Below are 20,677 nucleotides of genomic sequence, written 5' to 3'. Positions count from 1 at the left end.
ATCACCACTTTCTCTTTTCCTCGCGACGCAGAAAGAGAATGCATTTCTCACAACACAACGGTGTCCGAAGAAAGGCTTCCGCTTCGGGCCAGCGCATCTCTCCATGTAGTGATCTCCCAAATCATAGCGAAGTTGTCCGAGATATAAGGAGAACTTATTGAAAAATCGTAAGGATTAGTGCAGAAACCTGTGCCTTGAACCGCCCCTGGTTTACCGGAGAGTAAAACACTCAAAGGATGATCCCTATGACGAAGAGACGATTCACCTATGCCTATCCGGCTGAGCCACGCGAACGCGGTGTTCCGCTGTGTCGAGACAACCGCGCTGATTACACCAGCGACAGTGCGGCATATCGGGCAATCGCGCCCAAGCTGGGCTGCTCGCCTGACAGCCTGCGTGGTTGGTGCCAGTAGGCTGAACGCGGCGTAGGCAAGCGGGCTGGTCCGACCAGTGCTGCGAAGGATCGGATCAAGGTGAGGAAGGCATGACTTCGATCCAGTGGATCGAAGTCCCGACAATTGGAGCGTGAGGTTCGCGCGTTGCGGACGGCTAATCAGATCCTGAAGAAAGCGAGTGCATATTTCGCGGCGGCGGAGCTCGACCGCAAGATTGTTGGCTGGAGGGTTTCGACCTCCATGACGACTGGATTCGTCCTCCCTTTCGTGACAACGCGTTCCGCGATGCTATGTCGCGCAAGGGATGCTCTGAACCCGGCCATCTGCCAGTGGGCCCCATCCGAGGCTGACAGGCTGATCCACCATAGGCGCTTCAGCGCGCAGCAGCCAATACCTGTCGATCCGATACACCGAGCGGCTCGCAGAGGCCCGCATCGACACTTCAGTCGGCAGTGTCGGAGATTCCTGTGACAACGCCCTCGCCGAGAGCATCATCGGCCTCTTCAAAACCAAGGTCGTCAATTACGTCGGCCCACGGAAGTCTACCGGACAGGTTGAGTGGGAAACGCTGAAATGGGTCGACTGGTACAACAACACCCGCCTGCACAGCGCCATCGGCTACATCACGCCGCACGAAGCAGAGATGGCATTCTGCGCACCCTTGAACGCTGCCGAAAAAGCAGCCGAATCATTGAACCACAAACTCTCCGGTAAACGCGGCGCGGTTCAGTTCCTCATGTAGACAAGGCGTCAGTTTGCCGTGTCGCCTGACAGTGGGAAAGTCCGCAACGGTCATCGCCCGGTGCAGCCATTGCGACAACAGGCCCGCTTCGAACCCAATCGCCTCGACCGTGCCGTCCACGTCCCTGAGCAGCGCGATCAGCGGCTCCGATTCGCTTTCGCTGGCCATATGCGCCTCCCCGACGATCCCGCCATGCTCGGTGATTACGCAACACACCGTTTCGCGAACGATACATCCAGCCCAACAACTAAGTTCATCCGGTCATCATCCGTGAGGATTCGAAACGGGAAAGGACAACTGCGTTCGCGGAGGCTGGCAAGCAACAACTGTCGAGCTGCGTCCGACTCTTTATGGCATCTCATTTCCGTTCATAGCCAGAAGATGAAGACGGCGGTCAAGGCGACGGCCAAGAGAAAGATTGCGGGGTTCCTGTCGCCGCGTGTTGCGAAACATCGCCAGTACTTCAGCCGACCGAACATGATCCCGCATCGCTGCCCGCTGTGCCCCAGCCATTATTCCGCCCCGCAAGAAAGCCAAGCCGCGGAAGACCGACACTGCCGGCGCGGTCGCCAGATACGGGGCCCTGCGCGCAACAAAATACCTCGACCGTGCCCTGCGGCGACTCCTGTCGGGAAGGGCATGGAGCGGATAACAACTGCAAAGCCGCGTCGAAACGAAACATCTCGGGATATTTCATTCGGAAATACCCGGACGGTCGGCGGATACATTGTGTCAAACTGCTGGGCAAGCGGCTCATGACGCGGGACTTCGACCGCCAGGATGCCGAACACCAGATCCGCATCGCCGTCCGGAACGGCTTCTCCGCCCTATGAATACCCGTCACGAACGCTATGGGACAAGTCCGTCCCGGGAAGGGGAACCTCGGACTTCAGCCGATTTGGGTAACGGAGCCCGCAAAACTATCTGGCACATGGGACCCCTTCAGTTCTCCCCTTCTATCCTGGTCTTGTCCAAGAGAGCGCGAAGTGTTTGGGCGGAGGTCATACTTTGATCCACAAGCTGTTGAGCATCCTGCAACTTTGGATCAGATAAATCGAAATCAACTTGGTCACTTTGGATCAACCGAGCCGCATCGGACAGAGCACCGTCAGACCCGGATGCCACCCCTGCCCAATTTCCAGACAACCAAGCTGAAGTCGACGCATTTTCTGTCTGTCCGATTTGTGAATATATTTCCTCTGCTAAGGAAAAGTCGCCCATTTGTCGCCGAGCTTCAGCACGCAATGTGATAGCTTCCTCTCCCTTCAAACCTATAATACTTATTTCAGCCTCCTCAGGGCGCATAAGGTCAATCAAAGCTTTGCCTTTTATAATCTTTGCACGATCCGATTCTTCAATATCACTGTTCTGGTCTAGATATGACAGTGCTGCATCAGGTATTTTCAAATCGACCAATCTTTCCGATATATCTAGGATCAATTTGTTATTTTCGGAGTTTTTCTTCTCTATCTGGCGAACCGGCACAGTCAACCTCAAGAATGTAAGATTTTCGGCGTTTTCCGCAACACGCGTGAGTGCCTCAATTGTTAAACTATCAACGATTTCATTTGGCACCCCCTCCGCTTTATCGATATCATCAATTGCTTGCTCAAATGCTCCATTGAGAATGAGTGACCTAACATACGCCACCCAAAGGTCGTGACCCATCTCACTGTCTTTCAATTCTTTAGAATATGAAGTCGCCAAATCAACCACTCGTTGTGGCACAGCTTCATTCTTAGCGATTGCTAACTCGATACGTGCAATGATGGCTTCCGGCGTTTCCGGTGACCCTTCTTCAGACAGGGGTTTCAATCTGTGCTCTGCTTCAGCGAGATTACCTTCCGCCAAATCAAACTGCGCACGAAGCAAAGCCACACTCGGAGACTCTTTCCCCTGTGTGCGCTCCAGCCGGCGCAGAATATCGCGCGCAGTGTTCGTGTATCCCGCCTGCATAAGTTTCTCGGAAAGGATTGGCCCCAGATGTCCTTTCAGCTCTCTAGGTAGTTTTTCAAATGCGCGCAGGACGGAATTGTGATCCACACTCTCAGAGTCCGGAACTGCAGAGCCGGAGAGAACAGACCACAGAGCAGCAGGCGTCTCGCATCCCTTCTGACCACGAAAGCGCTGCGTAGGGTCGGATTCGCCATCGACCAAAAAGGAGAGCGCGATCAAGACGGGATCGGGTCGATCGGACTGCATGTGCAACAACGCGCGCGCCTCGGCACCGAACCCGAAATGCAGCAGAGCTTTTGCATAATTGTCTACGGCTTCGGAGTTGATCGCGTCAAACTCCCCGAAAATATTAGCTCTTTGGCTAGCAAGAAATGCGTTTGCATCCAACTCTGAATCGTTCCACCCTGCCAAATCCAATTTCGACGACCGAACGCAACCATCGCCGCCCACTGACACCCGCCCGCCTTTCACTCCACCATGTTCTGCGGAAGAGATGGCCGAGACCAGTTCCTGGGCGGCACGTCCTGCGTCAGGGACATAACTTTGGTTCAATTCGGACTGTATTTCTCCAGCGTCACGCGCGAGCGGTGTTGAAAAAACCTGCGGTCTGACTGCCGGATCAAGCAGTCCCGCTGTTGCCGCTGCGGCAAGATCTTCGGCCAGGCGGTCACCCAGTGCGGGAGCGCTATCCATGGGTTCTTGCCGATCACTCGATTCATCAAGTGGTGGGTTCACCGCTGCTGCTTGCCGGTTCGGGAGCCTAGGCAACAAGGGGTCGGCAACCTTTCTTGGGCCTATTCCAGGACCGCCCTCTATCCTTACGCGTGCCAGCTCAGAAATTAAAGGATTGGTCGCCGTCGACTGTACGAGAGCGGGTTCAAGCTCTTCTTTCGATTTTTCAGCTACGACCGTATTACCAATCTCGGCTTCGGTCTTTTCGCGTATATCCACCACGAGCATATTCTTGCCAAGTAAAAAAGCGTCAGGCAGACAATCGCACGCGAGCGAAACAGAAAGTTTTCCATCTCCGATTTGCTCGACATCGGCTATCCGAGAGCGATCTATGCGCCTGAAAATATTCGTCAGGTCATAAGAAACCTGAGCACTTCCTAAATCAATCAATATATTTTTTTCTTTTCTATTCGCATCCACATTCCAATCCACACCCTCTGGAACAGATAGGACCATCCGTGTGAATTCACCATGCTCCCCGCTGCGAACCTGAACGGTTTGTGCAGATAGGTTATTTGGGAAAAGGAATAGCAGAAATATCAACCCCCTGATCATGCCGCTTCCTGCTTTACCGATTTCAACGCCTCTTCCAAATCCTCGAAACTTGGACGGAAGTGTCCGGGAGTGTTCTGGCGACCAACTTCAATGCAGATGTTCGTCGCGTGGTTGTGCAGATTGGCCACAAGTACTTCCCGGATCAGATGATAAAAGTGCATATCCTCCTCGGCGACCGACTTCACCTTGGTTGCAAAAGGACCGACAAGACCGTACGCCAGAAAAACACCGAGGAACGTACCTACCAGCGCACCACCAATCAATTTTCCCAAAACTTCGGGCGGTTGGTCGATAGAAGCCATCGTCTTGATAACCCCGAGCACGGCAGCAACGATGCCCAGCGCCGGCAATGCGTCCGCCATGGATTGAAGGGCGTGGCTGGAGTGCTGCGCGTGATGGGCCATCCCTTCCAGCCTCTTGTCGAGGACTTCCTCGACTTGATGCGGATCGTCATAATTCATCGACACAGAGCGCATGGTATCACAGATTAATTCCAAGGCATATTTGTCGCCAAGAATCTTTGGATATTTTCCGAAAATCGAAGATTCCGAAGGTGTTTCGATATGCTCTTCAATCGCGACGGGATTTTGTCGCGCCAAACGTATCAGCTCAAACAGGAGGCAAAGGAGGTCCCGGTAGTCATCGTGTTTCCACTTCGCCCCTTTGAATACCTTGCTGATATCCTTGAGCGCATGCTTCACGGTGCCACCATCATTGCTGATCATGAAAGCGCCTGCAGCAGCACCCCCGATCATCATGAATTCGAACGGAAGCGATTTGATGATGATTGCCATCTTGCCACCTGCGGCCAAGTAGCCGCCAAAAACCATGGCAAACAGCACGACGATTCCGATGATTCCGAGCATACTCGCTCTCCCGATTCAAACCCGGTGCCAGACTGACAGCCAGCCGTTAAGAAAGACTGTTCGGCGTCTTCACATCACGACGAAATCAGCGTGAAGAGCCCCCGCGGCCTTGATGCTCTTGAGGATATCGATCATGTCCCGCGGACTGACACCCAGCGCGTTCAGGCCTGCGATAACTTCGGAAAGGTTGGTCCCGGTCGGTACTTCCGCCAGTCCAATCCCGGGGTTCTCCTGGATTGCCGCGCCTGTGCGCGGGACGACAACGGTCTCACCTTCCGCAAAAGGGTTTGGCTGAATCGCAATAGGCGCTTCCTCGATCCTCAGGGTCAGACCACCCTGAGAGACCGCCACACGCGAGATGCGAACATCGGAACCCATTACGATCGTGCCAGATCGCTGATCGACCACCACCCGAGCACGCCGCTGTGGTTCGATAGCCAGATTCTCGATCGCGACGATTGCACGCGCCGGGGAACCTGCGCCAGCGCGCTGTAAATCCAGCGAAATCGTCCCCGCATCCATCATCGTCGCCGCGCGTCGTCCCAGCGCGCGATTTATGACATCCTCGATTCTTGCTGCCGTCGTGAAATCGGGCTCGCGAAGCGCCAGTCGCAGAGTGGAAAGGTTGCTGAAATCAAAAGGCACCTCTCGCTCGACACGCGCCCCGGATGGAATGACGCCCGCAGTCGGCACGCCCTGAACGACACGAGCAGCATCGCCTTGCGCTTCTGCTCCGCCCGCGATGACCGTTCCCTGTGCAACAGCGTAAATCTGCCCGTCGGCAGCGTTCAGCGGCGTCATGATCAGAGTACCACCCAACAGGCTTTTGGCATCCCCGATCGCCGAAACGGTTACGTCGATTTGTCCACCGGTTCTGGCAAAAGCAGGCAACCGCCCCGTAACGATAACAGCCGCCACGTTGCGCGGGCGAAACTGTTCGCCGGTAACGTTCACGCCCAGACGTTCCAGGATGTTCTGCATGATTTCCTCGGTGAACGGCGAATTGCGCAGACCATCCCCGCTGCCATTCAAACCGACAACCAGCCCGTATCCCACCAGATCGTTGGAGCGCACACCATCCACCTCGACGAGGTCCTTGATCCGAACGGATTGCGCCTGCACTGGCAGTGAAAGCCCGATCAAGGCGCATAGCAGAAATGCCAGAAGTCGCGTCATCACAGGAACTCCGCCAGGGACAGCCGTTGCGAACGGACCGTGATTGCATAAAGGCTTTCGAGTTGGCCCCGGATACTTTCATAGCGTGAAGCCGCTTCGTATTGGTCCGTACCGACCAGATCCAGGCGCGCCATACCGGTCGCTGTCCGTTCTGCTGCGTTGCGCGTGTTGGTCTCTTCGACCCGCGCCTCCAGCGCGCCAAGGCTGGCACGGAGCTCCACAACGTTTTGCTGTGCCCCCAGAAGATCCCGGCCGGCCTTCGCCAACATCTCGACTTGAACGTCCTGCGAGAACCCCAACGTGGAATCTGTCGCCAGTGTGGCCATGACCAAGGGTTTCAAAACCTCACGGAACACCGGATCGGTCGCGCGGATGTCGACATTTGCGGTTTCCGTATCGCTCAATTGCATCGGCGCCAGACCGGTGTTTGAGCCCTCATATGTCACGGTCTCATACGCGCCTCCGGCACCAAAAAACGTGTCGAGGACTGTCTCCACATCAGTGAGGGTGGTGGCTCCGGCCAGAGCCGCCCGTGCGTCGTTCAGCACAAGGTCGACCCCTTGAACCGCCCGACGATCCGTCGCCGTCCCCGAAAACAGGAACCGTCCCGCGACATTGCGATTCAGGCCATTCAGGATCTGTCCTAGCGCATTTTCTGCGTCTTCTGACATTGTTGCCAAGAGCGGGCCGTTCGGGGTCAGTTCCGCCGCGATAAGCGTTTGTGAGACCGTTTCGGAACGTGACTGGATTTCGTCCAGCGTGGTTTGCATCGAGCTTGTCAGAAAGGTTGCTTCGGTCGTTGCAACGCGGAACGCGTCCAGACGCGCCAAGGATCGGTCGATCGCCTGCAAACCGGTCAGATCACCATCAAGATGCCGGGCCGGATCCTTGACGTAACCTGTCGAAATTTCGACTGCAAGCTGGTCCATTTCTTCACGAAGACGTACCTGGTTCGTGCGTAGAACCAGTGCCCGTGCCATATCCCCGACGACGTCCATTCCCTAGCCTCCTTAAATCGACAACAGGCGTTCAAACAGCCCATCGACTGTAGAGATCACCTTGGCGTTTGCTGTGTAGTGTTGCTCGACCTGCATGAGTTTCTGAAGCTCCTGGTCCGTATCCACGCCCTTCGACATCTCAAGTTCCTTCAGCGCGGTGTTCTGCGCTTTCTGGAAGAAGAAGGTGTTCTCCGTCCGGACGCGATCCCCCGCTGCGGCTGACGCAAATTGCGACGCCTGATCCATGAAACTTCGGGAAAGGCTTGGCAGTGAGGTGGAACTGGGAGTTGTCATCGTACTCAACGCCTCCGAGATTCCCCGGATCAGCGCGCTGTCACCAACCTCGCCCTGCGTCACGGCACCAAGACCGTCCCGCAAACGCCAGGATCCACCCGCGCCAGGTGCGACCAACGCGTTCAACTGAAGCCGGCCAGACAGGCCCGTTTCATTTGCAGCGACGAATGCCACGCCATTGTCGGTGAAAAGACCTGCATCCGTCGGACCAAGGGTGGCGTCGGGGCCGCCCGGTCCCAAGCGCTCGATCAGGTCCCGCGCAATGCCGTCCAATTCGGACTGACGGCTCACAGCTTCGACGTCTCGGATCTGGAATTGCGCTGCAAGGCTGCCTCCAGCGAACATTCCGCTTTCCGATGCGGACACCGGTTTGCCGTTCAAGGTCAAACCGGAAAGCTGCCCGCCCGCCAAAGTGGCGTTGGCGTCTATGGAGCCGGTCGGCGTGAATCCGACTTCAAAAACCAAACCATCCATCAGAACTGCGCCACTTCGTGTGAAAAGCGCAATGTCACCCTGCTCGCGTTCAACCACGCGCAGGGGAACGATGGCCGAGATTTCGTTCAGCAACGCCTGACGTTCATCGAGGATGGACGCCGTCTCCGTCCCGGTCGCCCCGGCCTTGACCATGACATCGTTGATATCGCGCAATCGGCCCACGGCGGCGTTCAGTCTTTCGACTTGGCCGGCGATGTTGTCATCGGCCATTTGGCGGGCTTCCTGCACCTGCGTCGAGAGTTGGTTGATCGACGTGGCAAGGTCTCTGGCCGTCGTTGAAACCAGCTCCAACCGCTGTGTAGAGGCGGGGTTCGACGCAGCTGACAATAGCGCGTTCTCGAACGCGGTCACCCGGTCGGTGAGGGAACCGGCTGTGCCGCTTTCCCCCACCATGTCTTCGAGCCGTCGGGCAAAAGTGTACATATCGTTGCTGTGAGCAAGGCGTGCGTCTGACACCATGCGGTCGGCCAAAAGCACAGGATCCGATTGACGGATGACCCCTGTCACCATGACACCGCGCGAACCAAAGCCCAGTGCACTCAGTCCGATTTCGCGGCGTCCATAGGCCTCGTTCGTCGCATTCGAGATGTTCGTGGACACGACATTCGCGGCACGGACATTCGCCTTCAGCCCTGTAAAGGCCGTGTTCAAAGCACTCGACAATGACATCTAGCGCCCTCCTTGTTTTACTGACCGGGTGGCGTCAGCGCTTGATGTTGGTGGTTTCCTGCAACATCTCGTCGACCGTCTGGATAACCTTGGCGTTCGACGAGTATGCCCGCTGCGTCTGGATCATGTCGGTCAGCTCAGCTGCCACATCGGTCGTGGATTCTTCGCGGGCATAGGGCACGATCTCTCCCGTCGGGCCGTCACCGGCGTCCCAGAGGAAGAAGCTGCCGCTTTCAGCGGAGGGTTGGAAAACCTGGTTGTTCAGCGCGATCATGCCATTCGGGTTCGGCACATCGACCAGCGGGATCTGGAAGATCACCGAGGTGATGCCTGTATCAAAGAACGCGTAGACCAGCCCGGCCTCGTCAACCTCGACAGACGTCATGTTGCCAGCCGGGGAGCCGTCCTTGGCGATGTTCAACGGAGCAAAACTGTCGGAACGCTGTGTCAGACCGCCGTTCGAGAAGAGTTGACCAATGGTCAATTCGATCGGGCCGCCAGCCGCATTGACGATCACCGAGCCGGTGACCGGATCGTAGGCGCCGCCTGCCGTCAGTGGCGCGCTGACAGTGGCGATTGTGCCACCCGCCGAGGGCGTGTTGTCAAAGGTGATGGTGTAATCGCCGATCACCGCGCCGCCACTGGCGGAATCGGCAATGGAAATGGTCCACTCATTCGATGATCCCGTCCCGGGAACCGTGGGCGTAAAGGTGACGTTCAGCGTCTCCGAACGGCCGAGGTTGTCGAAATACTCGATCGGCAGTTCCAGCGGGTCACCACTTGCACCAGCGGTTGTCTCCGTCGCTGGCAGGTTGACGCCCATGGTGATTGCCGTTGTGGGTTCGGACAGATACTGGTTCAGCGCGATTTGCACCGGTTCCAGGCTGGCCGATGTATCGCGAGCGTAGTTCGGAATTGAACCATCAGCATTCGCTTCCCAACCCATGAGCATCAGACCGGATTCTGTACGCAGGTAGCCTTCAGCATCAATGCGGAATGACGCTGTCGTCGTCATGTACATCTGGGGGTTGCCGTTACCAGCCAACACTTCTGTTGCCTGGGCCACCGGCAGGAAGCCGGTCCCCCTTACCGCGAGGTCGGTGGCATTGTTGGTCGTCACCAATGCGCCATGTTCGGATACCAGCCGGTTGGTCGTGGTACGGACACCTCCAGCCGTGTACGTTCCGGAATTCGCTCCGGTCACCATGGCAGAGAACTCTGTCTCGACCCGTTTGTATCCCTGCGTGGCAGAATTCGCGATGTTATCGGAAATGGTGGCAAGGCGCGTGGCATTCGCCGCCAGCCCCGCAACACCCGCGTTGAGAGAAGATGAGATCGTCATGACACGCCTTTCTGCTGTCTCGCTCAAATTTCTCGACAACTGATAAGGCCAACCGGTTACTGCCCGACTAACAGCTAAAATCCGATCAAATCTCCTTCGATTTTAGATGGATCTCAAGAAAACCACCTCTATCCGATTGTTGCGCACATTCATCGGGTTTTCGTGGACCGGCTCGCGATCTGCATATGAGGTAACCCTCTGAATCCGTTTCTTTTCTACCCCCTCTGTCGTCAGCAGTTCCCGAAACGCCGACGCACGCATTCCAGAGACATCCCAAGCCGGATCGCGTGCAAGTACCAAAGGAAACGCCGAAGTGTGCCCCTCGACCGCTATCGGGTTCGTGACCACTTCCGACGCACGGGCGAGAACGAGGGCCAAATCCTCCAACAGCGGCGTAGGGGTCGCGTCACCGTCGAACAAGGGTGCGTTCGGGGTATCAAAGAATTCGATGACCAGCCCCTCGTCCGTGACCTTCGTCACGATGTGCTCGAGCAGCTCGTCTGCAACCATGCTCTCGCCGCCACGGCCCATAAGCATGTCTTCGACTTCCTTGAACTGCTCCTCCTGCTCGGCAGCGTCGTCCCCGGTCTCACCTTGCGTAAAAGTGCCCGTTTCACCATTGGCCGAAGCAGGCCGCAGACTGGTGGATCCAGACCCCATGCGTGGCAACGTGTTCTCTGCAAACACGGAATCCCCGCCAAGCGGACCATCGCCGCCGCCAGACACCCGAGCAATAGCGATCGTCGGCGTAAAGTAATCAGCGATGCCTTTTCGCTGCTTCTCCGTCGTCGCGTTCAAAAGCCACATCAAAAGGAAGAATGCCATCATAGCGGTCACGAAGTCCGCATAAGCCACCTTCCATGCGCCGCCATGGTGTCCCTCACCACCGGACACCTTCTTGCGCTTGATGATGATCGGCGCAAGTTCATTGTCGCCAGCCATCCTTTCCCACCTTTCTCCCACCGTGGACGGTTGTAGAGTGAGGCGCATTACCACCGGCTTAATGAATAAAAATGTGCCGTTAAAAGCAGGATGGAAGGAGGCGGCTAGCCACGACGTCGATGCATCGAAATCGATCGGAACACGGTCGCAAACATCAGCCGCAGGTCCGAGCATGGCGTGCGATGTCGGGCATAAAGCAGGTCAAGGCGCGCTTTGCGAGGGATGCATCGGCTGCAGTAAATCTGCTCGGTCTCTTCTGGCGTTCCGGTGTCCCTCAACAGGTTTTCCTCGTGCCGGTGAAACGCCAGACTTGCCAGACCAGTGACCCCGGGACGTTCCGCCAGCACCTTTGAGTAGATCTCCGGAAACATCTCCACGTATCGCCTGAGCGGCGGTCGGGGTCCGACGAACCCGACATCCCCGCGCAGAATATTCCAGAGTTGAGGCAATTCATCGAGCCGTGTCTGCCGCAACCAAGCGCCAGTCGCGGTTATCCTGCCCGCCTTGTCACCGCCCGAGACTCCGGCATCATGGTCGACAATCCGCATTGTCCTGAATTTGATAAGGAAAAACGGGTTCTCCACGCCTTTCATCCGCTCCGATCTGTAGAAGATCGGCCAGCCGTCCTTGCGCCAGACCGTCCAGGCAATCCAAAAAAGCACCGGCAAGAGAAGCGCCGACAACACCAAGGCATAGATCAGATCCAAGAACCGCGTCACCCCTTTCACGGCCAGATGCCTCCGATGCGTGCTTCTTTGACCAAGCCTTTGACATCTTCCGACAAATCTATCTCCGGAAGAGCCATCAACAGCTTCGAAACATCCAGACCAACCCTTTGAACGGCGGTCTCCGGGGCGTCGCGCCAGTAAACTTGCGCTCCAGCTTCAAGGGCAATGTCTGCCATCTCCAAGGGATCATGGGCCGCCACATTATAGGTGCCGACAATCTGCCGGTCCGCCAGTATAGCGACGACAACTTCCGTGAAACCCTTCCCCGTAAGGTAACTGCGGCACGGTCCCCGGCCGTCGGAAAACCGATCAAGAGTAATGCTTTGTCCCGGTCGTAAATTTGCGAACAAGCTGTCCGCTCCGGCAACATTGCCAATCCTCAATACTACCGATTTTGGACCTTCAGGATTGTCATGGGTCCAGTCCCTGATCGCCCTCTCCATGTCCACTTTCCCCGACGCATATGAGCTCCGCACAGAGAGAGGGTCACTTTCTCGATGATCGTCATTCCCTGCAGCGTAGACTGCGGCGCTCGAGCAGTGAATCACACGTTGAGCACCTAAAAAACGCGCCAAATGCAGGGCCATCACGGCGAGCGTTGCATGCTCTTGGGGGCGGTCGGGTGATCCCCAAAGGGCTGCCACGGTGCGGATCTGACCGATCTTTCCCAAGCCGGGCAGATCTTCCTCCGCCTGTATCCGCTTGATGTCGTCGCGATACACGGGAAACAAGGCGGGGCCCGTCCAGGCCGCCCGAACCATGCGTCCAAGCCTACCGCTTGCTCCAAGCAACAGCACGCCATCAGAATCCGCCACCACATCCTTCCCATGTTCGCGAGATGCCCCCAAACCTGCAGTAAACAGAGTAAAAATTTTGCTAAGTTTTCGGCAGTGGATGCCTAGGCGCAGCCCCTTGCTACCGAAAAAGAGGTCAAGAAAAGATCATCACACCGGAATTCATGTTAGCGCTTGCAGTCGGCCGGTGAAAAACATCATGCATGCGCTTATGGGTTTCCTCCGCTTCCTTTTCGAAAATGCGCAATGGCTGGCTGCAGGCTTTCTGCTGACCTTGCTGTCCAGCTTTGGCCAGACATTTTTCATCTCGATCTTCGCAGGTGAAATCCGCGAGACCTTCGGGCTCAGTCATGGCCAATGGGGCCTGTATTATACGATCGGCACAGGCGCTTCGGCAGCGTTGATGATCTGGGCTGGCGGACTGAGCGACAGGTTTCGCACCCGTGTCCTGGGAGCGGTCGTCCTTCTGATGCTATCGGCAGGGGCGCTGTTCATGGCTCTGAACACGATGGCCCTGCTTCTTCCGCTCGTGGTCTTTGCCTTGCGATTTTCGGGCCAGGGCATGACCAGTCATATCGCCGTGGTGTCCATGTCCCGCTGGTTCATCGCCACACGGGGCCGCGCACTGTCCGTCGCGACCCTCGGTGTGACTCTTGGCGAAGCACTGCTGCCTCTGACCATGGTGTCGTTGATGATCACGGTCAGCTGGCGGCATCTCTGGATGGGCGTCGCGGGCGTCTGCCTCGCGGCCATTCCGCTGCTTGTCCTTCTCCTGCGTCAGGAGCGGACGCCGCAAAGCCATGCCGAGCAGGACCATTCGACCGGTATGGAGGGACGGCACTGGCGCCGGCCCGAGATGCTGCGGCACTGGCTGTTCTGGTTCATGGTGCCAGCTCTTCTGGGACCGGCTGCCTTCAATACGGCATTCTTCTTCCATCAAGTGCACTTCGCAGACGTCAAGGGCTGGTCGCACCTCGAACTCGTCGCCCTCTTCCCGTTCTATTCCGGCACGGCCATCACGGCGATGGCGTTGTCCGGCATTCTGTTGGACCGCTTTGGTACTGCGCGCATGATCCCGTGGTATCAATTGCCAATGGTGGCAGGGTTCGCCCTGTTCGGACTGGGCCAGAGCCTCACGTCCACGCTGATCGGGCTCGCCTTCGTCGCCTTGACGTCAGGCGCCAACGCGACGCTTCCAAATGCCTTCTGGGCAGAGTTCTACGGCACCCGCAATCTTGGTGCCATCAAGGCCATGGCCGTTTCCGTCATGGTTCTGGGGTCCGCCTTGGGACCGGGCCTGACCGGAGGTCTCATCGACCTCGGAATCGGCTTGCAGCTCCAATACGTCGGAGTAGCGGTCTATTTCATCGTCGCGACGGCCTGCATGGTCATCGGCGTGAACCGTGCCAAACATTTGATCTAACGATCTTTTCTAAGATAGACGTAGTAGGCACCGCTGCCGCCGTGACGCAGGTGCGCCTCTGTTACCTGCAAGATCGCCCCTGCCAGTGGTGCCATCGTCATCCACAAGGGCACCTGCTGCTTCAGAACCCCTCTCGGACGCGGAGAGGGATCATAGGGATCCTGCATCGCTCCTTTTCCGGTGATCACCAGCACCAACCTGTGTCCCTTGGCCTGTGATCCGATGATGAAACGGATCAACGCTGGATGCGCCTGGGCCAGTGTCATTCCATGCAGATCAATCCGCGCATCAGGTTTCAGCTTGCCACGCTTGAGCTTTTGAAAGGCCTTGTTGTCCATCCGCACCGGAGCGTTGTGCAGGCGATCACTCGTGGTCTGCGGAAAGACATGCGTCTCGGTGTGATAGGCCTTGGCGCCCAGCTCGAACGGAGAGATCGTTGCATTTCGCGCGACCGGGTCGGCCTTGCGCATCGCCGGGTCCACGGCTGGCTTTGGATGCGCCTTCAATTTATCCGGCAGGGGTTTTGTCGACCGGGCGACCTGGTTCCAAAGGTCCAGCTCTTCCGGGCGCAAACGCCGCCGGCTCATTGCAACCATTCCGGCAACAGCGCATAGGCACGCTGGATCGGCATCAGCACGATCATTCTGCCCGGGTCCTTGATCCGGCCCGCAATCTGCCCGGCGTCTTCTCCGGTTCCGATAAAGATATCCGCGCGCTGGGCACCCTTGATGGCAGAGCCCGTGTCTTGCGCGATCATCAGACGGTTCAACGGCCCTTTACCCTGCTTTTCGATCCAGACGGGAGCACCAAGCGGCGTGAACTTCGGATCGACCGCGATCGACCGCATCGCCGTGATCGAACGGTTCATCGCTCCCAGCGGACCCTTGTCCGCGGGCACCTCGCTGACTTCGCGGAAGAAAACATAGCCGTCATTGTGAAACAGCAACTCTTCGCCCGGTCCGGGATTGCGCCGAACCCAGCTTTTTATGACCTGTGCCGACACTTGGTGCGCGTCGTAGGTGCCGCGTCGAACCAACTCCTGCCCGATAGAACGATAGTTGTGCCCGTTGGAACCACCGTAGCCAACACGAATAGTCCGGCCATCGGGAAAACGAACCCTACCAGACCCTTGAATTTGAAGGAAAAATAGCTCAACAGGATCATCGACCCAGGCGATCTCCAACCCGCGGTTGTCCATGATGCCAGAGGTCAGGATGTCCCGCCGTGTCAGCCACGGGCGGCTGAGACGCGCCTCGGGCGGCATTGCGTAGATCGGATAACGAAATCGCGCCGAAGGATACGGCGCGCCGTTCAGTTCAGGCTCGTAATAACCGGTAAACAGCGCCGTCTCGCTGCCGTCGCTGATGAGAACCGGCCGAAAGAACAGTTCAAAGAACGCACGAGCATCCTGAGCTTCTGTCGCGACCTTGCAAAGGGGCACCCATTCGGGATCACTCATATCACCGCATGTCGCGCGAAAAACATCCAGCGCGCTTTGATGATTGTCGTCCGCCCAGCCCTCCAGGTCCTCGAACCCAAGGATCGCGTAGCTGGTTTCGGCCTCGCCCTCTGCCGAGACCATTACAGGAAACACCAGAAAACAGAGAGCGAGAGCAAGTCGGATCATTCGTCGGTGGCGACCAACTGCCAGTTCGGGTCAGAGCTGCCCATGATGCGGGCGTAGGTCCAAATGTCCTTCTGACGCTTGACCGAGGTGGGCGAGCCTTCGAGAACTTCGCCTTCGGTGTTCTTCACCACCGAGGTCAGTTCGCCGACGTAGCGCACGGTGATCTCGGCCTGGTTGGTCGACGCATCGAACGTGGCATTTGACAGGGACAGTTCCCGCACGCCGACAAACTCGGCTTCGATCTTCAGGCCCTGTGCCTCGCGCTGCTGTACCACCTCGGCAAATGTCTCGTAGACATCATCGGCCAGGAACGGCTTCAGACCCTCGATGTCACCGCGCTCAAAGCCCATAAGGATCATCTCGTAGGCGCCGCGTGCCCCAGACAGGAATTCGGTGACGTTGAAGGAGGGTTCAACCCGTTTCATCTCGGCAAGTGCCAAGGCGGACTCGCTACCTTCGGCGACATGGTCGATAATATCGTGGTCCGGCCCGCCTTCGATGACATCGAAATCACGGCGCGACGACCGTTCGGCAACGGGTGCCGGCTGTGACGGACGCTCGAACCCCTCGCGTGTCCCAAGGACACTGCGCAAGCGCAGGACCAGGAAAATGGCAATTCCGGCCAGGACAAGAAGCTGGAGGAGCGGACTGTTCATCAATGCCTCATACGCGCTGCGGATGGAAACTTCGGGTTCGCGTTCCTATGTAGGTGCTGCGTCTGGACAAGTCCACACAAGCGCGCCGATTGGTGCTGCAGGCGTTTGGACGCAGCAAACGGAGGATTTTACACATGTGGCTGTTTCTGGCCTTCCTGCTGGTGCCCCTGATCGAGATCGGCCTGTTCATTCAGGTCGGCGGGCTGATTGGCCTGTGGCCCACGCTTCTGATCGTCGTCCTGACGGCGGTGCTGGGCACCTACCTTGTCCGGGCCGAGGGCGCGCGCGCCATGAACGACCTGCGCCGCAGCTTTTCTCAGCTCGAAGACCCGAGCCAGCCTCTGGCCAATGGTGCCATGATCCTCGTTGCAGGTGCTCTCTTGCTGACCCCGGGCTTCTTCACCGATGCAGTGGGCTTTTCCCTGTTGATCCCCACCGTCCGCTCCGCTGTGTTCAAATGGGCGCGGAACAAGGTGAAAGTCACAAGCTTTCAGATGGGAAGCGACATGCACATGCGTCGGGAACCCGGACGCCCCAACGCTGCTCGCGCCTCCGAAGACGTGATTGACGGAGAATTCAAGGAAGTGCCGCAGGGCAAGCAGCCCACACATCCGGGTTCTGGCTGGACGAGGCATTGAGCGCAGGCCAAGCGCCTGCTATGCCGCTTCCGAAGATTTCAATGGGAGAGATACCATGGCAGATACAAACGGTGGCGTCGAAGCGCCTCAGCCGCCCAAAATGAACGTTCTGGCGCAATTCGTCCGCGACATGTCGTTCGAAAACATTCTGGCTCAAAAAGGCGTGTCCGGCGAGGTCCAGCCGGACGTTCAGGTGCAGGTGAACCTCGACGCCAAGAAGCGCAGCGCAGATCATCAGTTCGAAGTGTTGATGAAGCTCAAGGTTGAATCCAAGTCCAAGAGCAACTTAGAGGTTCTGTTCCTGATGGAGCTCGACTACGTCGGCGTGTTCCACATCGAGAACGTGCCCGAAGATCAGATGCATCCCTTCCTGCTGATCGAATGCCCGCGGATGCTGTTCCCCTTCGTGCGCCGCATCGTTTCCGATGTGACCCGCGACGGTGGCTTCCCGCCGCTGAACCTCGAAACGATCGACTTCCTGGCTTTGTACCGCGCCGAGCTGCAGCGCCGTGCCGCTGCGGAACAGCCGGTCGCAGGCAACGCCTGAACAAACGGGACCGCGCTCAGATCTTCGACCAGAGCGCGTTTTCCCCCATCTTCTCGACAAAGGCGGCGTGAGCCGCCTTTTCTTTTTCCGACAGGCGTGAGGGCAGCGGAACGGATCTCGGGCGCGGGCGCCAGTTCGTTTCGACCTCAGTGGTTTTCGTCGACTGTTCCGGCGAAGAGGAGAGTCCGAAATCCGGCTGCTTGCCGCCGATCAGCTCCAGGTAAACCTCGGCCAGGATCTCGGAGTCCAGCAACGCCCCGTGAAGTGTTCTGGACGAGTTGTCTATGGCAAAACGTCGACACAACGCATCGAGCGTCGCGGGTGATCCTGGAAACTTGCGCCGCGCTATGGCCAGCGTATCGATCGCGATGTCGTTCGGCAGCAGCGGACGGTTCACCCACTTCAGTTCGGCATTCAGGAACTTCATATCGAAGCTCGCATTGTGAATCACGAGTTTGGCATCGTTCCCCACGAAGGCCACAAACTCGTCCACGATTTTCGCAAAGACAGGCTTGTCCTTCAGCGTGACCTCACCAGCCTGAGGAGGACGCGGCGACGCAAGGAGATCCGGGCCGATCCCATGCACACCAAACGCCTCGTCTGGCATGTCCCGCTCGGGGTTGATGTACTGGTGATAGGTCCGACCGGTGGGCACGTGATTGAAAAGCTCCACCGCACCGATTTCCACGATGCGATCCCCTTGGAACGGATCAAACCCGGTGGTTTCCGTGTCGAGTACGATCTCACGCATCTGCCAGTCTCCCTTCGATCTCGGTCACGATTTTCGAAACCTGATCTTTCGCGTGCTCCAGTGTATCGGTTTCGATAACCCAGGTTGCACGCCTGCATTTTTCCTCATTTGGCATTTGCCGCGCAAGTATGCGCTCCAGATCACCTTCCGTCATCGTTCCACGTTCAAGCACCCGGAATCGTTGAGTTTCACGTGAAACGAAGACACAGGCCGTGGCATCCATCTCTGCGTCACCGCCGGTCTCGAACAACAGGGGAATATCAAAAACCCCGATGGCATCAAAATGCCCCGCGATGAACGCCATCCTGTCCGCCTGCACCAACGGGTGGACTATGGCCTCGATGGCGGCCAAAGCCGTTGCGTCACGCGCAATCTCCGCCTTTAGGCCCGCACGCGAGACTTCGCCATTTTCAACGGCATCCGGAAACCGTTTCGCCATCGGTCCCACAGCCAAACCGCCCGGGGCATACAGCCGATGCACGGCGGCATCAGCGTCCCAGACCGCGCAGCCCGCTTCGGCGAACAACTTTGCCGTGGTGGATTTTCCCATCCCGATGGAGCCGGTGAGCCCGAGCTTGAACCTCATCTCAGAACAGCAGCCCGCAGCGCATCATCAACGTCCGGACGCGTCCCGAACCAGCGCTCGAAACCGGGAACCGCCTGGTGCAACAGCATGCCCAAACCATCAACCACGGTACAGCCCGCCTCGGTCGCCTCTTTCAGCAACTTCGTCTGCAACGGCGTATATACGATGTCGGTGACGACCATTTCCGGCGTCAAAGCATCCAGTGGCACACGGAAATCGGGCTTTCCCATCATGCCAAGTGACGTCGTGTTCACCACAGTCGCGCAGTCCTCGATGATGTTTCCGGCCTGCACCCAATCGTGCACGACGACCCGGTCGCCGAAATCCGCCTGCAAACGCTCTGCACGCTCGCGTGATCGGTTGGTCAGGCGAATTTCCGGGACCCCGACATCCAACAGGGACGCAAGAACTGCCCGAGCCGCGCCCCCTGCCCCGAACACGGTTGCGGGTCCCGCGCTTGGATCCCAATCCGGCGCTCCCTGACGCAGGTTCTCTATGAACCCATATCCATCAGTGTTGTCCGCGCTGATCCTGCCATCCTCGCCAAACACAAGCGTATTCGCCGCCCCGATCAGCTGCGCCCTTTCAGAGACCTTGTCGGCAATCTCCAGCACCTTCTCCTTGTACGGAATGGTGACATTCAACCCGACAAAACCAAGTTGCGGCAGCAACCTCAGCGTTTCGATCAACTTGTCTTCAGGTACATCAATGGGCACGTAATGCCCGGTGATGCCATGTTTGCGCAGCCAGTGGCTGAACAGACGCGGCGACCGCGAATGCGCAACGGGAGACCCGATGACGGCGGCAAGCGGAATACGGAAAAGACTCATGCGGGAATGGTCCCCTTGATCGACAGGTAGTTGAGCAGTTCCAGCAACGGCAAGCCGAGGATGGTAAAGTGGTCGCCTTCGACGCGGGCAAACAGCCTGACGCCTTCTTTTTCCAACATGTAGCCGCCCACAGAAGCACCGACCTCAGGCCAGTTCCGCTCCAGATAGTCATTCAGGTATGCATCAGAGAAGTCACGCATGGTCAATCGGGCAGTTCCGACATGCCGCCAGACAGGCTGGCGATCCTCGTAAAGTACCGCAGCGGAAAGCAGGCGGTGGGTCGTCCCTCGCAGACGCCGCAGGTGTTCTCGTGCCTCTTCGATGGTTTCGGGTTTCGACAGGATGTCCTTGTCGATGGCAAGAACCTGATCGCATCCGAGCACCGGCATACCCGGGTAGCGTGCGGAAATTTTACGTGCCTTCGCCTCTGCTAACGTATCAGCAATATCTCTGGGAGACGCTTCTTCCAGCTGGAGTGATTCTCGAATCGCGTCTTCGTCGATAGAGGCCGGGACGATTTCAACCTGAAGGCCTGCCGCAGAGAGCATTTCCTGCCGACTGCGGGAGCTCGAAGCGAGGATCATGACGGCTGACATGTGGGTAAGTCTTTGCATAAGGGCGTGGGTTTGGCTCTGGATGTTTCTGCGGAAATTTCCGCCCTCATGCAAGGTTGGGGGTTTTTCGCCTACCTGTTCCGGCCTTCGGCGGATCTGTACCCCTGTGCGTTAGGACAATTTTAACATTTGGGGGAACTCATCGGATCAGGCTCAGAACACAGAGTTATCCACGCACACAGCAAACCCACTTAATGATGGATAAATCACTGTTTTTATTATGTTTATGAACCAGATGTCAGACTTTCTAACGCAAGAACCCCAAGACTTGCCCAAGGTCTTCTCAGTGTTGGTAACTTTGTGTGGCATCAACTAATCCAC

Annotated in this window: 21 protein-coding genes and 2 pseudogenes; 6 read left to right on the top strand and 17 right to left on the bottom strand. The window is 57.5% G+C overall.

Annotation, left to right across the window (positions count from 1 at the left end; all coding sequences use genetic code 11):
* The first annotated feature begins 245 nt into the window (after positions 1-245).
* Together ACP16H_RS06830 and ACP16H_RS06825 are read left to right on the top strand one after the other, a co-directional pair.
* Positions 246-413 carry a hypothetical protein gene (locus ACP16H_RS06830; protein ID WP_425071521.1) on the top strand — a complete coding sequence of 56 codons (168 nt, stop codon included), beginning with the start codon at positions 246-248 and terminating at the stop codon, positions 411-413.
* Between the two features lie 189 nt (positions 414-602).
* Positions 603-1,137: pseudogene (locus ACP16H_RS06825) on the top strand (integrase core domain-containing protein); the annotation flags it as partial.
* On the opposite strand, the gene ACP16H_RS06820 reads toward ACP16H_RS06825, so the two are convergent.
* Positions 1,084-1,305, bottom strand: a complete 222-nt coding sequence (locus tag ACP16H_RS06820; RefSeq protein ID WP_425071520.1) for a hypothetical protein — start codon at positions 1,303-1,305, stop codon at positions 1,084-1,086. The pseudogene ACP16H_RS06825 and the gene ACP16H_RS06820 sit on opposite strands and share 54 nt — an antisense overlap.
* Positions 1,306-1,624: 319 nt before the next feature.
* Between ACP16H_RS06820 and ACP16H_RS06815 the strand changes: the two are divergent.
* A pseudogene (locus ACP16H_RS06815) lies at positions 1,625-1,970 on the top strand (hypothetical protein); the annotation flags it as partial.
* Positions 1,971-2,079: 109 nt separating this feature from the next.
* Here the strand turns inward: ACP16H_RS06815 and ACP16H_RS06810 are convergent.
* The 9 genes from ACP16H_RS06810 to ACP16H_RS06770 all read right to left on the bottom strand — a co-directional run bounded on the left by ACP16H_RS06810 (position 2,080) and on the right by ACP16H_RS06770 (position 12,705).
* On the bottom strand, positions 2,080-4,380 hold the full coding sequence (locus ACP16H_RS06810; protein ID WP_425071519.1) for a tetratricopeptide repeat protein: 2,301 nt from the start codon (positions 4,378-4,380) through the stop codon (positions 2,080-2,082).
* Positions 4,377-5,246: a flagellar motor stator protein MotA gene (motA, locus tag ACP16H_RS06805; protein ID WP_425071518.1), complete on the bottom strand. Its 870-nt coding sequence runs from the start codon at positions 5,244-5,246 to the stop codon at positions 4,377-4,379. The genes ACP16H_RS06810 and motA overlap by 4 nt, the downstream gene beginning before the upstream one ends.
* A 69-nt stretch (positions 5,247-5,315) precedes the next feature.
* Positions 5,316-6,422: a flagellar basal body P-ring protein FlgI gene (locus tag ACP16H_RS06800; RefSeq protein ID WP_425071517.1), complete on the bottom strand. Its 1,107-nt coding sequence runs from the start codon at positions 6,420-6,422 to the stop codon at positions 5,316-5,318.
* The gene (locus tag ACP16H_RS06795; protein WP_425071516.1) at positions 6,422-7,420 is read right to left on the bottom strand and encodes a flagellin; all 999 of its coding nucleotides are present in this window, start codon (positions 7,418-7,420) and stop codon (positions 6,422-6,424) included. Before ACP16H_RS06795 ends, ACP16H_RS06800 begins: the two co-directional genes overlap by 1 nt.
* 12 nt (positions 7,421-7,432) lie before the next feature.
* On the bottom strand, positions 7,433-8,878 hold the full coding sequence (gene flgK, locus ACP16H_RS06790) for a flagellar hook-associated protein FlgK (protein ID WP_425071515.1): 1,446 nt from the start codon (positions 8,876-8,878) through the stop codon (positions 7,433-7,435).
* Positions 8,879-8,912: 34 nt separating this feature from the next.
* Positions 8,913-10,220 (bottom strand): flagellar hook protein FlgE, encoded by a 1,308-nt coding sequence (locus tag ACP16H_RS06785; protein ID WP_425071514.1) that lies wholly within the window; start codon positions 10,218-10,220, stop codon positions 8,913-8,915.
* Between the two features lie 102 nt (positions 10,221-10,322).
* On the bottom strand, positions 10,323-11,162 hold the full coding sequence (locus ACP16H_RS06780) for a flagellar motor protein MotB (RefSeq protein ID WP_425071513.1): 840 nt from the start codon (positions 11,160-11,162) through the stop codon (positions 10,323-10,325).
* Positions 11,163-11,266: 104 nt separating this feature from the next.
* The gene (locus tag ACP16H_RS06775; protein ID WP_425071512.1) at positions 11,267-11,869 is read right to left on the bottom strand and encodes a sugar transferase; all 603 of its coding nucleotides are present in this window, start codon (positions 11,867-11,869) and stop codon (positions 11,267-11,269) included.
* Between the two features lie 17 nt (positions 11,870-11,886).
* Positions 11,887-12,705: an NAD-dependent epimerase/dehydratase family protein gene (locus ACP16H_RS06770; RefSeq protein ID WP_425071511.1), complete on the bottom strand. Its 819-nt coding sequence runs from the start codon at positions 12,703-12,705 to the stop codon at positions 11,887-11,889.
* A 190-nt stretch (positions 12,706-12,895) separates the two neighbouring features.
* Between ACP16H_RS06770 and ACP16H_RS06765 the strand changes: the two genes are divergently transcribed.
* Complete coding sequence (locus tag ACP16H_RS06765) at positions 12,896-14,107, top strand: MFS transporter (RefSeq protein ID WP_425071710.1); 1,212 nt, start codon at positions 12,896-12,898, stop codon at positions 14,105-14,107.
* Here the strand turns inward: ACP16H_RS06765 and ACP16H_RS06760 are convergent.
* The 3 genes from ACP16H_RS06760 to ACP16H_RS06750 form a co-directional block, all read right to left on the bottom strand.
* The gene (locus tag ACP16H_RS06760; protein WP_425071510.1) at positions 14,104-14,577 is read right to left on the bottom strand and encodes a Smr/MutS family protein; all 474 of its coding nucleotides are present in this window, start codon (positions 14,575-14,577) and stop codon (positions 14,104-14,106) included. The genes ACP16H_RS06765 and ACP16H_RS06760 overlap by 4 nt on opposite strands.
* A 113-nt stretch (positions 14,578-14,690) precedes the next feature.
* A complete protein-coding gene (locus tag ACP16H_RS06755; RefSeq protein ID WP_425071509.1) occupies positions 14,691-15,734 on the bottom strand; it encodes a murein transglycosylase A in 1,044 nt (347 codons plus the stop codon).
* Positions 15,731-16,390 (bottom strand): Tim44/TimA family putative adaptor protein, encoded by a 660-nt coding sequence (locus ACP16H_RS06750; protein WP_425071508.1) that lies wholly within the window; start codon positions 16,388-16,390, stop codon positions 15,731-15,733. The genes ACP16H_RS06755 and ACP16H_RS06750 overlap by 4 nt, the downstream gene beginning before the upstream one ends.
* A 134-nt stretch (positions 16,391-16,524) precedes the next feature.
* On the opposite strand from ACP16H_RS06750, the gene ACP16H_RS06745 reads away from it, so the two are divergent.
* Together ACP16H_RS06745 and secB are read left to right on the top strand one after the other, a co-directional pair.
* On the top strand, positions 16,525-17,028 hold the full coding sequence (locus tag ACP16H_RS06745; RefSeq protein WP_425071507.1) for an FxsA family protein: 504 nt from the start codon (positions 16,525-16,527) through the stop codon (positions 17,026-17,028).
* Positions 17,029-17,083: 55 nt separating this feature from the next.
* Positions 17,084-17,575: a protein-export chaperone SecB gene (secB, locus tag ACP16H_RS06740; RefSeq protein WP_425071506.1), complete on the top strand. Its 492-nt coding sequence runs from the start codon at positions 17,084-17,086 to the stop codon at positions 17,573-17,575.
* Positions 17,576-17,591: 16 nt separating this feature from the next.
* Here secB and dnaQ read toward each other — a convergent pair whose 3' ends face one another.
* Genes dnaQ through ACP16H_RS06720 form a run of 4 tightly spaced genes read right to left on the bottom strand, consistent with a single transcriptional unit; the run spans position 17,592 to position 20,338 of the window.
* Entirely contained in the window at positions 17,592-18,326 is a 735-nt protein-coding gene (gene dnaQ, locus ACP16H_RS06735) for a DNA polymerase III subunit epsilon (protein ID WP_425071505.1), read from the bottom strand.
* Positions 18,319-18,912 carry a dephospho-CoA kinase gene (gene coaE, locus ACP16H_RS06730; RefSeq protein WP_425071504.1) on the bottom strand — a complete coding sequence of 198 codons (594 nt, stop codon included), beginning with the start codon at positions 18,910-18,912 and terminating at the stop codon, positions 18,319-18,321. Before coaE ends, dnaQ begins: the two co-directional genes overlap by 8 nt.
* Positions 18,909-19,742: a shikimate dehydrogenase gene (locus ACP16H_RS06725; RefSeq protein ID WP_425071503.1), complete on the bottom strand. Its 834-nt coding sequence runs from the start codon at positions 19,740-19,742 to the stop codon at positions 18,909-18,911. The genes coaE and ACP16H_RS06725 overlap by 4 nt, the downstream gene beginning before the upstream one ends.
* The gene (locus ACP16H_RS06720) at positions 19,739-20,338 is read right to left on the bottom strand and encodes a Maf family protein (protein WP_425071502.1); all 600 of its coding nucleotides are present in this window, start codon (positions 20,336-20,338) and stop codon (positions 19,739-19,741) included. Before ACP16H_RS06720 ends, ACP16H_RS06725 begins: the two co-directional genes overlap by 4 nt.
* Positions 20,339-20,677: the final 339 nt, after the last annotated feature.

It is taken from the genome of Sagittula sp. S175, assembly GCF_049800975.1.
GTDB lineage: Bacteria > Pseudomonadota > Alphaproteobacteria > Rhodobacterales > Rhodobacteraceae > Sagittula.
Note: the sequence above shows the minus strand (reverse complement) of the source record. Positions and strands in the feature narration are given on the sequence as shown.

What these genes read in the sequence shown, in the direction of transcription:
- ACP16H_RS06830 (WP_425071521.1), top strand. Translation starts at nt 246, where the DNA reads ATGACGAAGAGACGATTCACCTATGCCTATCCGGCTGAGCCACGCGAA.
- ACP16H_RS06820 (WP_425071520.1), bottom strand. Translation starts at nt 1,305, where the DNA reads ATGGCCAGCGAAAGCGAATCGGAGCCGCTGATCGCGCTGCTCAGGGAC.
- ACP16H_RS06810 (WP_425071519.1), bottom strand. Translation starts at nt 4,380, where the DNA reads ATGATCAGGGGGTTGATATTTCTGCTATTCCTTTTCCCAAATAACCTA.
- motA (WP_425071518.1), bottom strand. Translation starts at nt 5,246, where the DNA reads ATGCTCGGAATCATCGGAATCGTCGTGCTGTTTGCCATGGTTTTTGGC.
- ACP16H_RS06800 (WP_425071517.1), bottom strand. Translation starts at nt 6,422, where the DNA reads ATGACGCGACTTCTGGCATTTCTGCTATGCGCCTTGATCGGGCTTTCA.
- ACP16H_RS06795 (WP_425071516.1), bottom strand. Translation starts at nt 7,420, where the DNA reads ATGGACGTCGTCGGGGATATGGCACGGGCACTGGTTCTACGCACGAAC.
- flgK (WP_425071515.1), bottom strand. Translation starts at nt 8,878, where the DNA reads ATGTCATTGTCGAGTGCTTTGAACACGGCCTTTACAGGGCTGAAGGCG.
- ACP16H_RS06785 (WP_425071514.1), bottom strand. Translation starts at nt 10,220, where the DNA reads ATGACGATCTCATCTTCTCTCAACGCGGGTGTTGCGGGGCTGGCGGCG.
- ACP16H_RS06780 (WP_425071513.1), bottom strand. Translation starts at nt 11,162, where the DNA reads ATGGCTGGCGACAATGAACTTGCGCCGATCATCATCAAGCGCAAGAAG.
- ACP16H_RS06765 (WP_425071710.1), top strand. Translation starts at nt 12,896, where the DNA reads ATGGGTTTCCTCCGCTTCCTTTTCGAAAATGCGCAATGGCTGGCTGCA.
- ACP16H_RS06760 (WP_425071510.1), bottom strand. Translation starts at nt 14,577, where the DNA reads ATGCGCAAGGCCGACCCGGTCGCGCGAAATGCAACGATCTCTCCGTTC.
- ACP16H_RS06755 (WP_425071509.1), bottom strand. Translation starts at nt 15,734, where the DNA reads ATGATCCGACTTGCTCTCGCTCTCTGTTTTCTGGTGTTTCCTGTAATG.
- ACP16H_RS06750 (WP_425071508.1), bottom strand. Translation starts at nt 16,390, where the DNA reads ATGAACAGTCCGCTCCTCCAGCTTCTTGTCCTGGCCGGAATTGCCATT.
- ACP16H_RS06745 (WP_425071507.1), top strand. Translation starts at nt 16,525, where the DNA reads ATGTGGCTGTTTCTGGCCTTCCTGCTGGTGCCCCTGATCGAGATCGGC.
- secB (WP_425071506.1), top strand. Translation starts at nt 17,084, where the DNA reads ATGGCAGATACAAACGGTGGCGTCGAAGCGCCTCAGCCGCCCAAAATG.
- dnaQ (WP_425071505.1), bottom strand. Translation starts at nt 18,326, where the DNA reads ATGCGTGAGATCGTACTCGACACGGAAACCACCGGGTTTGATCCGTTC.
- coaE (WP_425071504.1), bottom strand. Translation starts at nt 18,912, where the DNA reads ATGAGGTTCAAGCTCGGGCTCACCGGCTCCATCGGGATGGGAAAATCC.
- ACP16H_RS06725 (WP_425071503.1), bottom strand. Translation starts at nt 19,742, where the DNA reads ATGAGTCTTTTCCGTATTCCGCTTGCCGCCGTCATCGGGTCTCCCGTT.
- ACP16H_RS06720 (WP_425071502.1), bottom strand. Translation starts at nt 20,338, where the DNA reads ATGTCAGCCGTCATGATCCTCGCTTCGAGCTCCCGCAGTCGGCAGGAA.